The organism is Streptomyces viridifaciens (genome assembly GCF_001888885.2).
In the GTDB taxonomy this organism is placed as follows: domain Bacteria; phylum Actinomycetota; class Actinomycetes; order Streptomycetales; family Streptomycetaceae; genus Kitasatospora; species Kitasatospora aureofaciens.
The window spans coordinates 249,575-262,760 of record NZ_CP090841.1 but is presented as its reverse complement, the minus strand read 5'-3'; the positions used below and the strand labels follow the sequence as shown (position 1 = coordinate 262,760).

Genomic DNA, 13,186 nt, shown 5'->3' with positions numbered 1-13,186 from the left:
GTCACCGCCCGCCGGACGGTGGCCGGTAAGCGGCGGGTAGGGTGCGGGGCCATGACGGAAACGCCGGGCGCGCACCCCACCGAGCCGGGCCGCCCGACCGGCAACGACCTCCACCTCGACCTGCCCGCCACCGGCGGCCGCCGCTCCGCGCTGATGGCCGCCCTGCGCGAGGCGATCCGCACCGGGCGACTCGCCCCCGGCACCCGGCTGCCGCCCTACCGGGCGCTCGCCGCCGACCTCGGCCTGGCCCGCAACACCGCCGCCGAGGCCTACGCCGAGCTCGTCGCCGAGGGCTGGCTGACCGCCCGCCAGGGCTCCGGAACCACCGTCGCCGAACGCGCCGCACCCGTCCGGTCCGACCGGGTCCGCCGCCCCATCCGCCGCTCCGGGCCCGTGCACGACCTGCGCCAGGGCCGGCCCGACGCCGCCGCCTTCCCCCGCACCGCCTGGCTGGCCGCCGCCCGCCGGGCCCTCACCGCCGCACCCAACGAGGCCTTCGGGCCCGGCGACCCGCAGGGCCGTCGCGAACTGCGCACCGTCCTCGCCGACTACCTCGCCCGCGCCCGCGGGGTGCGCACCGACCCTGACCGGATCGTGGTCTGCTCCGGCTTCGCCCACGCGCTGCGGCTGCTCTTCGACGGCGCTGCGCCCGTCCTGCCGCCCGCCGAGCAGGGGCCGCTGGCCGTCGAGGCGTACGGGCTGGGCTTCCACCGCGGGCTGCTGGCCGCCGCCGGGGTGCCCGCCGTACCGCTGCCGATCGACGAACAGGGCGCCCGCGTCGACGAGTTGGCGCGGCATCCGGACGTCCGGACGGTCCTGCTCACTCCCGCCCACCAGTTCCCGACCGGCGGCCCGCTGCACGCCGGGCGCCGTGCCGCCGTGATCGACTGGGCGCGCGGACGCGGCGGACTCGTCCTGGAGGACGACTACGACGGGGAGTTCCGCTACGACCGCCAGCCGGTCGGCGCCGTCCAGGGGCTCGACCCCGACCGGGTCCTCTACCTCGGCAGTACCAGCAAGAGCCTGAGCCCGGCGCTGCGCCTCGGCTGGATGGTCCTGCCGGACCACCTCGTCGACCGGGCGTTGGCGGCCAAGGGCGAACGCGAGGCCTGGGCCAGCGCCCTGGACCAGCTGACCCTCGCCGAGTTCATCGACTCCGGCGGCTACGACCGGCACGTGCGCCGGATGCGGCGCCGCTACCGGGACCGCCGGGACCAGCTGGTGGCCGCGCTGGCCGCGAACGCCCCGCACGTCGAGGTGTCCGGCATCGCGGCCGGCCTGCACGCCGTCCTGCGGCTCGCCCCCGGCACCGAGCGTTCGATCCTCAAGGCCGCCGCCTACCGGGGCCTGGCCGTCGAGGGGCTGGCCGACTACCGGCACCCGGCGGTCACGGCGGCGGCGATGCCGGCCGCCGACGGTCTGGTGGTCGGCTACACCACTCCGCCCGACCACGCCTACCCGGCGGCCCTCCAGGCGCTCTGCGACATCCTCCCGCCGCCGGCCTGAGCCGCCCGGAGCCCGGAGCCCGAGGGCGGATCGGGGAGCGCGGGCGGCGAAGGACAGGCCACAGTCCGTCTTCCATGACGCGGACCGCCTCGACGCCGCCCGGACGCCGAACGATCACGTCAGCTCCGGCTTCGGCCCCCACTTCTGCGTGGGAGCGCGACTCGCCAGGGAGCACCACCGAGGCGACTCGCTCCAACGTCCAGAACGGGTTGAAGGACCTGCGCAGCTGTTGGCGGTAGCAGACGTGCTGCCGGCGGCGCCGGTATCCGGGCACGAGATCGCCGGATCCCGGCCGCGCACGGCCGCCCGCACTGCCCTGTCGATTCGGTGTCGGATCACTCTCACGGAGGGGGCGGGTTTCGACCGGGCTCGGCGGGCTCGGAGGCGTGGGCGGCGGTGGGTTCGGCGCGCCGGATGGCGATGACGGCGGCGTCGTCGTTGAGACGGTGGCCCACGTGGGCGAGGAGGTCGCGGCGGATGTGGTTGACGAGGGTCTCGGGGGAGGACTTGGTCCAGTGGGCGGCGCGATCGGCGAGCGGGTAGAACTCGCCGCTGTCGTCGCGTGCTTCGGTGACCCCGTCGGTGTAGAGCAGCAGCGTGTCGCCTTTTTCGAACGGAAGGTCGTCGCTCGGGTAGCTGCCGTCGCCGAGGTCGTTCACGCCGAGGGGTGGAGCGGCCGGCATGGAGTCGAAGGTCAGCACGCGGCCGTCGCGCAGCAGGAGGGGCGGCGGGTGTCCGCAGTTGGTCATGCGGGCGACGGGCTCGTCGTCGGGCAGGTCGAGGAGGATCGCGGTGATGAAGTGCTCGACGATGTCGCCGCTCTCCTGGGCGAAGTCGGTGAGGTAGCGCCCGACGTTGTGGTCGAGCGTGGACGCCAGGTCCGCCAGGGTGTCGTGTTGTGCGGCGATGAGGCGGAAGGCGCTGACCAGCAGGGCCGACTCGCCGACGGCTGCCAGGCCCTTGCCCCGGACGTCCCCGATGACCATGCGGGTTCCGCCCGCGGTGCGGGTCGCGGTGTAGAGGTCGCCGCCGATCTGTGTCTCCTTCTCGGCGGCGAGGTACATCGTGGCGATCTGCAGCGGGCCGATCTGTTCGGGCAGCGGGCGCAGCAGGGCGCGCTGTGCGGCTTCGGCGACCGACTGGGCGCGGGCGAGCTGTCGGGCCCGGTGATCGCGGACGCCGGTGAAAACGACGATCAGGACGCACAGGACGGTCAGCGCGACGATCTGCGCGATGTGGTTGGTGGTGGTGATGCCGCCGTGGAGGAAGGCGATGAGGACCTGGGCGGCGACGGCCAGGGCTCCCACGAGGGCGGTCGGGCGCAGGCCGGCGAACGAGGGGGTGAGGGCAGGGGCGATCACCAGGAGCGGGCCGAGGTGGATGCTGGTGGGCGAGTGGAGATCGACCACGGTGATCGCCGCGATGAGGGCGAGGGGGATCAGCAGCAGTGCCCAGCTCCGTTGTCCGCGCTGCTGGTGGTGGGCCGCGCGTGCTCGGACTTCCATGTCCCCACTGTGCTCCTGGGGGTCGGCGAGCGCAGGTTCGTCCGGGCGGTGCGTGGTGACTGACCCACCGACCGTAGCCGCGCCGATGCCGCCGCCCGCGCGGTACGGATCTCACCCGGAGGGGGCCCGGTGAGGCGCGGATGTTTGACCGGTATGCGGCACCTGCCGCATTTTCACTTGCCTGGACTCATGGTGTCACACCTTGGACATGTCCGAAATGACGGTCCATGAGGGCTCTCGTTACGTTCGTCGCGGGTCGGTCACCCGGCCGACGTCCATGAGACAGGAAGACGCTGACATGCACATGCGCACATTGGCTGTGGCCGCTGCCGGAATAGGCGCGGCGGCTCTTGCAACCACCGGTATCACCCACATCCCCGCCGGATCCTCCTCGGTCTCCCCGTCCGTCCAGCAGGCGGCCCGGTCCGCCGAACGAGCCGCCCTGGCGCTCCCGTCCGTCCATCCGGCGGCCCAACCCGCCCGGCAAGCCGCCCCGGCCACCGCTGTTTCGGGCGGCGGTGAGAACGGCGGCGGCGAGAACGGCGGCGGTGAGAACGGCGGCGGCGAGAACGGCGGCGGTGAGAAGGGCGGCGCTGAGAAGGGTGGCGGCGAAGGCGGCGAGAAGCGCGAGGGCGGCGACCGCCGTGACGGCGGACGCGGTCACGGCCCCGGTCACGAGGAAGCGGGAAGGATCTACTTCAACGAACGCACGTACTCGGCCGACGCTGAGGGATGCGTCACCGCTGCCAGCGGACCGGGCTCCACCAGCTTCAGTGTCTTCAACGACAGCCGGAAGGTCGTCGAGGTCTACCGGGGCTTCTCCTGTGACAACGGCTCTCCGGTCACCACCGTGGGTCCCTACGGCGCCACCAACGGCGTGGTGACCCGTACCGGTCACGGGAACCTGTTCGGTGGCGACGGCGCCGTTGGCAGCTTCCGGGTGATCGGCGACTACGACGAGTGGTGACGGCGCGCCCGGAGCACGGCCGGCTCCCGGTCCCGCCGAGAGGACGGCGAGCGCTCAGAGGACCGCGAGCGGGTTGACCGGGGAGCCGGTGCCGCGAGGGATGTTCAGGGGCGCGACGACGAGGAGGAACTCCCATCGTGAGGTGCGCGCGCACGCCTCGGCCAGCGGCTCCAGGTCCAGGTTGTCGATCAGCGAGAGGCCCAGGGCGGTGATGGCCAGCACGTGGACCGGCGAGCGGACGCCGTCGACGGGGCTCGGGCGCACGTCGTTGTCGCCGTCGCTGCCCAGTGCCGAGGCGCGTGACTCGCTCAGCGTGCGCATCGCGCCGGGATGCAGTCCCGCGCTGAGGTCGTCCGGGTCCCACGCGCCCAGCCGCCGCCGTCGGGCGAGGTGGCCCGTGCGGACCAGGAGGATGTCCTGGGGGTGCAGCGGGCTGCCCTGTTCCTCGGCGCAGACCAGCAGCTCCGAGCCGCCGATCGCCTCTCCCGGCTCCAGCCAGTCCGTGCCGCGCAGGCGTGGCACGTCCAGCAGGACTCCTCGCCCCACCAGCCCGGGCAGCAGGTCGGTCACCGCGCCGTAGGCGGCACCCTGCGAGGAGAACACCTCCCGCGCCCGCACTCCCGCGAAGAGCAGTCCGCCGTACGCGATGTGGCAGAGCGCGTCCAGGTGCGTCTGCGCCTTGCCGTGGTAGTCGGAGCCGATGAAGTCCCGGTGCACGGTCGGCTCGGGGGCCGTGACGTCCGCCAGTTCGGTCATCTGGTGCAGTGCCGGCCTGGGGTTGTCGGGCCCCGGCACGCTGTCCCACGGCCGCCCCATGGCGACGACCTCACCCGTGCGCACGAGGCCGGCGGCCGCCACCCGTCGCCCCGCTTCGACCGGCCCGGGGAGGTACGCGCGGCGCAGCTGCCGGAAGAGCGCGTCGAACTCGTCGCGGGTCATCGCCGGCCCGTTGGCACTGGTCATGGCACTCCTCAACCCGACCCCCGCTCTGCCGATGATGCGGTGATGGTCGCGGTACCGCCACCGTGCTCGGGGAGCGCGCGCGATCCGCCGTCGGGCACCGCAAAGCGGGCAAAGTCCTAATATTGCATCGAAGGGGGCAGATCCGTGGAGATGTGAGCGCTGTGGCGGCCATGACAGCTTCGGATGCGGCGGGGATCGGCCCGGTACGGGCCCGTGAGCGGTTCATGCTCGGTGAACCGGTCGAGGGTGGCGTGCGGAGTCTGATCCTGAACTCCTGGCAACGCTGCCAGTCGATGGGGATCTCCCCGGGCGGGTCCGAGCTACCGTACCGGCCGGACATCGATCTGGACGGCCGGCTGGTTCGCGCGGCCAGGCCCGTGCTGGACCGGCTGGCATCCAGGTTCGCCGGCAGCCGGATGAACGTGGCCCTGACCGACGCGGACGGGGCGGTGCTGCAGCGCCGTTTCGGCGATGCGTCCATGGTCCGGCAGCTGCCCGCCAGCCAGAGCACGCCGGGTTTCGTGTTCGCCGAGCAGTACGGCGGGACCAACGGCATCGGGCTGGCGCTCACGGAGCGGCGGCTCACCCAGGTCTCCGGAGCCGAGCACTTCGCCGAGCGCGGCCAGTCGAACGCCTGTACGGCGATTCCCGTCCGTGACCCCCTCAGCGGGCGGATCGAGGGCATCCTCTGCTTCGGCTATCCGCCCGCCTACGCGGACCCGCAGATGGTGGACGTGATCCGCAGGGCCGCCACCGCCATCGAGCGGCGCCTGCTGGCGCAGAGTTCGGCTCGGGAGCGCACCCTGCTGCGCGCGTACCTCGATTCCAGGCGCCGCTCCCGGAGCGACCAGGCGGCCGGGGACGGGCGCCCGGTCGGCCTGGCCGAGCTGCCACGAAGCGGGCTGGACCGGCACGACCGGATACTGCTCGAACAGATGGCCACCGAGCTGATCTCCTCGGCCCGCCGCGCCGCGGTCGAGGTGACCCTTTCCCGGGGCCGGCTGGTCACCCTGCTGAGCCGCCCGGTGGCCAGCCCGTCCGGGGTGGAGGGCTTCGTCATCGAGGCGGTCCTGCACGGCGACTCGCCGCCCCGGCCTGCCGCCCCCGGCCAGGCCGGTCGGCCGGTCGGCGTTCCGGAGCCCGCCATGACCGCCGGCGTCCCGCCGCTCCGGCCCCCGGAAAGTGGCGCACCGGATCGCGGGGACCGGACGCCGTGCGCCTCCGGTCCCGGTGAGGCCACCAGGCTGCTGTTGCTGGGCGAGCCGGGCGTGGGGCGGTACGCCGTCGCGGCCCGCCGCCGCCTGGAGCTGCTGTCCGAGGCCAGCACCCGCATCGGCACCACCCTGGACGTGACCCGGACCGCCCGGGAACTCGCAGAGATGGCCGTCCCGCGGCTGGCCGACTACGTCACCATCGACCTGCCCGAGACCGTCCTGCGCGGCGAGGAGCCCACCGACCCCGTCAGCGAGCTGCACCGCACGGTGGTCCACGGCATCCGCACCGACTGCCCCTTCTACCCGGTCGGCGAGCGGGTCGACCTCAGCCCCGCCACGCCCCACCGCCGCTGCCTGGCCAGCGGACAGGCGGTGCTGGAACCCGATCTGCGCAGGGCCGCCGGCTGGATCTCGCAGGACCGCGAGGCGGCGGAGCGCCTCTTCGCGCACGACGTCCACTCCCTCATCACCGTCCCGCTGCTGGCCCGCGGCGTCGTGCTCGGCATCGCCGGCTTCTACCGCGCCCGGAACCCCGCCCCCTACGGGGACGACGACCGGTCGCTGGCCCAGGAGCTCGCCACCCGCGCCGCCATCTGCATCGACAACGCCCGCCGCTACACCCGCGAACACGCCATGGTCCTGGCCCTGCAGCACAGCCTGCTCCCACGCAGCCTGCCCGAGCAGAGCGCCATCGACGTCGCCCACCGCTACCTGCCCTCCGAGTCCGGGGCGCGCGGGGACTGGTTCGACGTCATCCCCCTCTCCGGTGCCCGGGTCGCCCTGGTCGTCGGCGATGTCGTCGGCCACGGACTGCACGCCGCCGCCACCATGGGCCGTCTGCGTACCGCCGTGCACAACTTCGCCGAACTTGACCTCGCCCCCGACGAGCTCCTCACCCACCTGGACAACCTCGTGGGCCGCCTGGACCGGGACGAGGACGGCACGGAGCCGGCCGCCGGCCATGACGGCATCATCGGCGCCTCCTGCCTGTACGCCGTCTACGACCCGACCTCGCAGCGCTGCACGCTGGCCCGCGCCGGTCACCCGCCACCCGCGGTGATCCACCCGGACGGCACGGTCACCGTCCCCGACCTCCCCGCCGGGCCCCCGCTCGGCCTGGTCGGCCTGCCGTTCGAAACCGCCGAGCTGCACCTCCCCGAAGGCAGTCGGTTGATCCTCTACTCCGACGGACTCCTCGAAGACCACCGCCGCGACCCCGACGCGGCCCTCGACCGCCTGCGCACCGCCCTGGCCCACCCGAACCGCTCGCCCGAGGACATCTGCCGCACGGTCGCGGAGGCCGTGGTGCCCGAGCACCCGGCCGACGACGTCACGCTGCTCGTCGCCCGCACCCGCGCCCTCGACCCCGGCCGGATCGCCACCTGGGACCTTCCCGCCGACCCGGCCCGCGTCGGCGACATCCGCGCCGCCGCCGCCCGCCGCCTGAGCGACTGGGGGCTGGACGGGGTCGCCTTCGTCACCGAGCTGCTGCTCAGCGAGCTGGTCACCAACGCCATCCGCTACGGCACCGAGCCCATCCAGGTCCGTCTGATCCACGACCGCACCCTGATCTGCGAGGTCTCCGACGGCAGCAGCACCGCCCCCCACCTGCGCCACGCGGCCACCACCGACGAGGGCGGCCGCGGCCTGTTCCTCGTCGCCCAGCTCGCCCAGGCCTGGGGCACCCGCTACACGCCCAGGGGCAAGATCATCTGGGCCGAATGCGCCCTGGAGGCGTCCGACGGCGTCCCCGACCTCCTCGATGGCCGCTTCTTCGAGAACCAGTTCGCCGACATTCCCGACATCGGATGACCCGCCCTCCGGAGTTCAGCGGGCCGCCGTGGTGTGTCGCCGACACGGCGGCCGGGCCGAGCTGGTAGGAACGGTGGTCCATGCGCGACACCTCCGATCTCCCGGCGGGCCCACCCCCGCGCCGTGACCCACTCGTCCGGATCCGCGGTCTCGGCAAACGGTTCGGCGGCACTCCCGCGCTGGCCGGGATCGACCTCGACATCCGTCGCGGCAGCGTCCTGGCCCTGCTCGGTCCGAACGGCGCCGGCAAGTCCACCCTCATCCGGACACTCGCCGGGATCCACCACGCGGACCAGGGCGAGGTGACGGTGGCCGGGCACCCGCTCGGCACCGAGGCCGCCGCTCGGCGCATGGCCTTCATCCACCAGGACCTCGGTCTCGTCGAGTGGATGACGGTCGCCGAGAACATCGCCCTGGTGGCCGGCTACCCGCGCCGTCACGGGCTGGTCTCCTGGCGGCGGACCAGGGAGCGCTGCGCCGACGCCCTCGCCCTGATCGCCGGGCACCTCGACGCCGACGCGCGGATCGCCGACCTCGCCCCCGCCGAGCGATCGCTGGTCGCCATCGCCCGCGCGCTGGCGACGCGGGCGGAGCTCATCGTCCTGGACGAGCCGACCGCCGGCCTCCCCGCCGCGGACTGCGCCCGGCTCTTCGCCGTACTGCGCGCCCTGCGCGACCGGGGGCACGGCATCGTCTACGTCACCCACCGGCTCGACGAGGTCTACCAGGTCGCCGACGCCTTCGCCGTCCTGCGCGACGGCCGTCTGATCAGCTCCGGCCCGCTCGCCGGCCACAGCCGCCGGCGCCTGGTCCACGACATCGTGGGCCGCGAACCGGTCAGCCGCCGGGCCGCCCCGGTCGCGCCTGCCGAGGGCCCGGTGGTGCTGAGCCTCGACGCGGTGCGGACCACGGACACCGGGCCGGTCAGCCTGAAGCTGCGCGCCGGCGAAATCCTCGGCATGGTGGGCCTCACCGGCGCCGGCCACCACGACCTGGGCCGCGCCCTCGCCGGATCCCGTCCGATCCTCGGCGGGCGGGCCCTCCTCGACGGCCGACCGTACGCCCCGCACACGGTGGCCGATGCCGTCGACTCCGGCGTCGGACTGGTCACCGGCAACCGTCAGGAGGAGGGCTGCGCGGCCGAACTGACGGTGCGTGAGAACTTCCTGGCCAACCCCCGGGCGGGCAGCCGGTCGGCGCTGCACTGGATCAGCCCCCGGCGCGAGCGGGCCCAGGCCGCCGCCCTGATCGAGCGGTTCTCGGTGCACCCCCGCGACAGCGAGGCACCGATCGCCACGCTGTCCGGCGGCAACCAGCAGAAGATCATGGTCGGCCGGTGGCTCCGGGCACACCGGCGGCTGCTGATCCTCGAGGAGCCGACCGCCAGCGTCGACGTCGGCGCCAAGGCCGAGCTCTACCGGCTGCTTGACCAGGCGCTGGCCGACGGCCTCGCGGTCCTGCTCATCTCCACCGACTTCGAGGAGGTCGCCACCGTGTGCCACCGCGCCCTGGTGTTCGTCCGCGGGACCGTGGCCGCCGAGCTGACCGGCGCGGCCCTCACCGTCACCGAGCTCACCTCCGCCGCCTCGGCCATGCCTCCCGTCACCGGTGGTGACGGCGACCGGCGTGCGACAGGCCGATGACCGAGCCCCGCTCCCGCCGACCCCGCGGCACCGCCGGCGCGGACACCTGATCGGCGGCTACGGCCTGCCGGCCCTCGCCGTTCTGCTGTTCCTGATCTTCTCCGTCGCGCGGCCGGACACCTTCCCCACCCTCGACAACGTCTCCTCGATCCTGTCCAACCAGTCGATCCCCGCCATCCTCGCGCTCGGCGCGACGATCCCCATCGCCAGCGGCAACTTCGACCTGTCCATCGGCTACGCCCTCGGTCTCGCGCACATCGCGGTGCTGCGGCTCGTCGTCGACGGCGACTGGCCGTGGCCGCTCGCCTGCCTGGCCGTGATCCTGGGCGGAGCAGCCTTCGGGGCCCTCAACGGTGTGATCGTCGAGTTCGGGCGGATCGACTCCTTCATCGCCACGCTCGGCACCGGCAGCATCCTGTACGCCTTCACCGGCTGGATCACCGGCGGCGCCCGGGTCCTCCCCGGTCCGGGCGGTCTGCCGGCCGCCTTCACCGACCTCTACGACTCCACGTTCCTCGGACTGCCGGTGTCCGCCTCCTACGTGCTCGCGCTCGCGGCCGTCCTGTGGCTGCTGCAGGAGCGGCTGCCGCTCGGCCGGTACCTGTACGTCATCGGCTCCAACCCGCGCGCCGCCGAACTCGTCGGTATCCCCACCCGCCGCTACAGCGTCTACGCCTTCGCCGGATCGGGCCTGGTCGTCGGTTTCGCGGGTGTCCTGCTCGCCGCGCAGCAGCAGATCGGCAACCCGAGCGTCGGCCTGGAATACCTGTTGCCCGCGTTCGTCGGCGCACTGCTCGGCTCCACCGCGATCAGACCCGGTCGCGCCAACGCCTTGGGCACCGTGGTCGCCGTCGCCGTCCTCGCCATCGGTCTGGCCGGTATCGGACAACTCGGCGCCGACTTCTGGGCCGTGCCGCTGTTCAACGGGGCGACGCTGCTCCTCGCCGTCGGCCTGGCCGGCTACTCCGCACGCCGCCGGCTGCGGGCCGCCGGCGCCGAGACCCGCGGTCCGGTCACGCCGCCCTCGACGGACGTGACAGCCTCCCGGGACACGCCGTGAAGCGCGGTGCCGCGGCTGTGCTGGCAGCAGTCGTGCTGGCAACGGCGGGTACCGCCCTGGACGGTTGCCAGCGAGGCCTGTCGACCAGGGCCGGGGCCCCCGTGGCAGGGCCGTCGAGGGCCGGCTGCCCGCCGGCCACCCTCGCCAGGGCGAAGGCGGGCGTCCAGCAGGCCGAGCAGGTCGACGTCCCCTGGGACGGCCCCACCAGCGGCCCCAGGGCGGTTCCCGGTAGGACCATCGTCTACGTTGCCCAGACCATGACCAACCCCGGCGTCGTGGGGGTCGCCAAGGGCGTCATCGAAGCCGCGACGGTCATCGGCTGGAGCGTCCGGGTGATCGACGGGCAGGGCACGCCCGCCGGCATCCAGGCGGCGCTCGCCCAGGCGGTCAACCTCGAACCCTCGGGCATCGTCATCGGCGGCTTCGACCCCGGTCTGACCGCACAGCAGGTCGCGCAGGCGGACACGGCACACATCCCGCTCATCGGCTGGCACGCGGTCGCGGCCCCGGGGCCGAGCACGAGCCCCCCGCTCTTCAGCAACATCACCACCAGCGTCGGGGACGTCGCACGGCTCAGCGCGGACTGGGTCATCGCGGAGTCCGACGGCAGGGCCGGAGTCGTCGTCTTCACCGACGACTCCGTCCCGTTCGCCAGGAACAAGTCCGAACTGATCAAGGACGAACTCGCCACCTGCCCCGGCGTGAGGCTGCTGGCCTCCGAGAACATCCCCATCCCGGACGCGACCAGCCGCACCCCCCAGGCGGTCTCCGCCCTCCTCGCCCGCTTCCAGGGCCAGTGGACGCACTCGGTCGCCATCAACGACCTGTACTTCGCCGACGCCGCACCCGCCCTGCGCGCGGCCGGCAGGCCGGGCAACGCCGCCCCGTACAACATCGGCGCGGGCGACGGCGACCCCTCGGCCTTCCAGCGCATCGACAGCAGGCAGTTCCAGGCCGCCACCGTTCCCGAGCCCCTCAGCGAGCAGGGCTGGCAGATCGTCGACGAGTTCAACCGCGCCTTCTCCCACCAGCCCGCCAGCGGCTACGTCGCCCCGGTCCACATCTCCACGGCCGCCAACAGCGGCGGTGCGACCTTCTGGGACCCGGGGGGCTACCGCCAGGCGTACCGGACGATCTGGGGCAGGTAGCGAGGCCGGTGCTGACGCAGTCCATGTGATCAGGTCGCGTCAGTGCGGTCGTCGGCGACGGGCTGCTGCGGGGTGGCGGCCCAGCGCCGCCCCGAGCCGTCGGCGCTGCCGTCGAGCGCCGCCCTTCGACTCTTCCCGGGCGCGATCGGTGTGCGGGCCCGGCTCCTCCCCGTCCGGGAGCCGGTGCGCGACGAGCACGGCGATGTCGTCGTCGAGGGCGGCACCGCTGTACGCGACCAGGTCCCGGTGCAGGTGGTTCAGGAGCTCGCGCGGCGGAAGGCCGGTCCATTCGCGGACGCGCTGGGTGAGCGGGTAGAAGGCTCCGGTGCGGTCGCGGGTCTCGGTCACGCCGTCGGTGTACAGCAGCAGTTGGTCGCCCGGACGGAAGGGCTCCACGTCGACGGGGTAGTCGCCGCCGAGCAGCACACCGAGGTTGAAAGGCGGTGACGGATCGCACGGGGCGAGTTCGCTGATCCGGCCCCGGTCGATGAGCAGCGGCGGGGGGTGACCGCAGTTGACGATGCGGACCACCGGCTCGTCGTCGGGAATCTCGGCGAGCACAGCGGTGATGAAGCGTTCCTCGCCGCCGGGGAGCTGGGCGGCTCGGCGGCTCATGCTCCGCTCCAACCTGCGCGCCATCGCGGGCAGGTCGGGCTCGTCGTGGGCGGCCTCGCGGAAGGCGGCCAGCATTGCCGCGGCCGTCTCCACCGCGAGCAGGCCCTTGCCCCGGACGTCCCCGATCAACAGGCGTACACCGTGCGCGGTGCTCATCGCCTCGAAGAGGTCGCCGCCGATCCGGGCCTCCGCGGCTGCCGACAGGTACAGGGTCTCGATGCCGATGCGGCCCAGGAGGTGGGGGACCGGACGCAGCAGCACGCGCTGCGCCGTCTCGGCCACCGAGCGTACGGTGGCCAGGGTGCGTTCCCGGCGCGTTCGGTGGGCGGCCAGAAGGGCGCCCAGCATCCCGACCAGTGCCGTGGAGAAGTAGGTGGCCACGTAGTGGCGCTCCCACAGATAGCCCACGTCGCGGCCCGCACAGCAGGGAGTGCCCGCCAGGACGCCCTCGAAGACGATGGCGAAGACCGTGACAGCGGCGACGAAGGCGGGACCGTGGGCGTAGGCGGCGACGACGGGCAGTGCGATGAGCACGAAGCTCACCGGCCACTGCACGGGAGTGATCGGCTCCAGCGCCAGGACGGTCGCGACGTAGATGACCGGCAGCCAGCGTATCCAGGCAGGCTGGGCGGGCACCTGCGGCTCCGACCCGCCCGGCTCCGTCCGGCGCCGTCGGCCGGTCCCGCCTCGGCGCGGGAGCCTCATCGCGTGCTCCGGTGGCGGTGCGCCCGGTCGAACGAGAGGCAGCGGCGA

At 73.6% G+C, this 13,186-nt stretch carries 9 protein-coding genes; 6 read left to right on the top strand and 3 right to left on the bottom strand.

The annotated features are described in order from the left end of the window. The first annotated feature begins 51 nt into the window (after window positions 1-51). Complete coding sequence (gene pdxR, locus BOQ63_RS08720; protein ID WP_150475763.1) at window positions 52-1,506, top strand: MocR-like pyridoxine biosynthesis transcription factor PdxR; 1,455 nt, start codon at window positions 52-54, stop codon at window positions 1,504-1,506. 341 nt (window positions 1,507-1,847) lie between these two features. Here the strand turns inward: pdxR and BOQ63_RS08715 are convergent, their stop codons facing one another. Then, the gene (locus tag BOQ63_RS08715) at window positions 1,848-3,011 is read right to left on the bottom strand and encodes a PP2C family protein-serine/threonine phosphatase (RefSeq protein WP_046385691.1); all 1,164 of its coding nucleotides are present in this window, start codon (window positions 3,009-3,011) and stop codon (window positions 1,848-1,850) included. A 298-nt stretch (window positions 3,012-3,309) separates the two neighbouring features. Here BOQ63_RS08715 and BOQ63_RS08710 point away from each other — a divergent pair, with 298 nt between their 5' ends. Continuing rightward, window positions 3,310-3,978: a hypothetical protein gene (locus tag BOQ63_RS08710; protein ID WP_150475762.1), complete on the top strand. Its 669-nt coding sequence runs from the start codon at window positions 3,310-3,312 to the stop codon at window positions 3,976-3,978. 54 nt (window positions 3,979-4,032) lie between these two features. Here the strand turns inward: BOQ63_RS08710 and BOQ63_RS08705 are convergent, their stop codons facing one another. Then, window positions 4,033-4,941 carry a cyclase family protein gene (locus BOQ63_RS08705; RefSeq protein ID WP_030557559.1) on the bottom strand — a complete coding sequence of 303 codons (909 nt, stop codon included), beginning with the start codon at window positions 4,939-4,941 and terminating at the stop codon, window positions 4,033-4,035. Window positions 4,942-5,111: 170 nt separating this feature from the next. On the opposite strand from BOQ63_RS08705, the gene BOQ63_RS08700 reads away from it, so the two are divergent. The 4 genes from BOQ63_RS08700 (at window position 5,112) to BOQ63_RS08685 (ending at window position 11,818) form a co-directional block, all read left to right on the top strand. Then, complete coding sequence (locus BOQ63_RS08700) at window positions 5,112-7,967, top strand: SpoIIE family protein phosphatase (RefSeq protein ID WP_150475761.1); 2,856 nt, start codon at window positions 5,112-5,114, stop codon at window positions 7,965-7,967. 80 nt (window positions 7,968-8,047) lie between these two features. Further along, the gene (locus tag BOQ63_RS08695) at window positions 8,048-9,610 is read left to right on the top strand and encodes a sugar ABC transporter ATP-binding protein (protein WP_030280463.1); all 1,563 of its coding nucleotides are present in this window, start codon (window positions 8,048-8,050) and stop codon (window positions 9,608-9,610) included. Then, window positions 9,594-10,670, top strand: a complete 1,077-nt coding sequence (locus tag BOQ63_RS08690; protein ID WP_223885876.1) for an ABC transporter permease — start codon at window positions 9,594-9,596, stop codon at window positions 10,668-10,670. Before BOQ63_RS08695 ends, BOQ63_RS08690 begins: the two co-directional genes overlap by 17 nt. Next, window positions 10,667-11,818 (top strand): substrate-binding domain-containing protein, encoded by a 1,152-nt coding sequence (locus BOQ63_RS08685; RefSeq protein WP_030280458.1) that lies wholly within the window; start codon window positions 10,667-10,669, stop codon window positions 11,816-11,818. The genes BOQ63_RS08690 and BOQ63_RS08685 overlap by 4 nt, the downstream gene beginning before the upstream one ends. A 39-nt stretch (window positions 11,819-11,857) precedes the next feature. On the opposite strand, the gene BOQ63_RS08680 is transcribed toward BOQ63_RS08685, so the two are convergent. Then, the gene (locus tag BOQ63_RS08680) at window positions 11,858-13,069 is read right to left on the bottom strand and encodes a PP2C family protein-serine/threonine phosphatase (RefSeq protein ID WP_223885875.1); all 1,212 of its coding nucleotides are present in this window, start codon (window positions 13,067-13,069) and stop codon (window positions 11,858-11,860) included. Window positions 13,070-13,186: the final 117 nt, after the last annotated feature.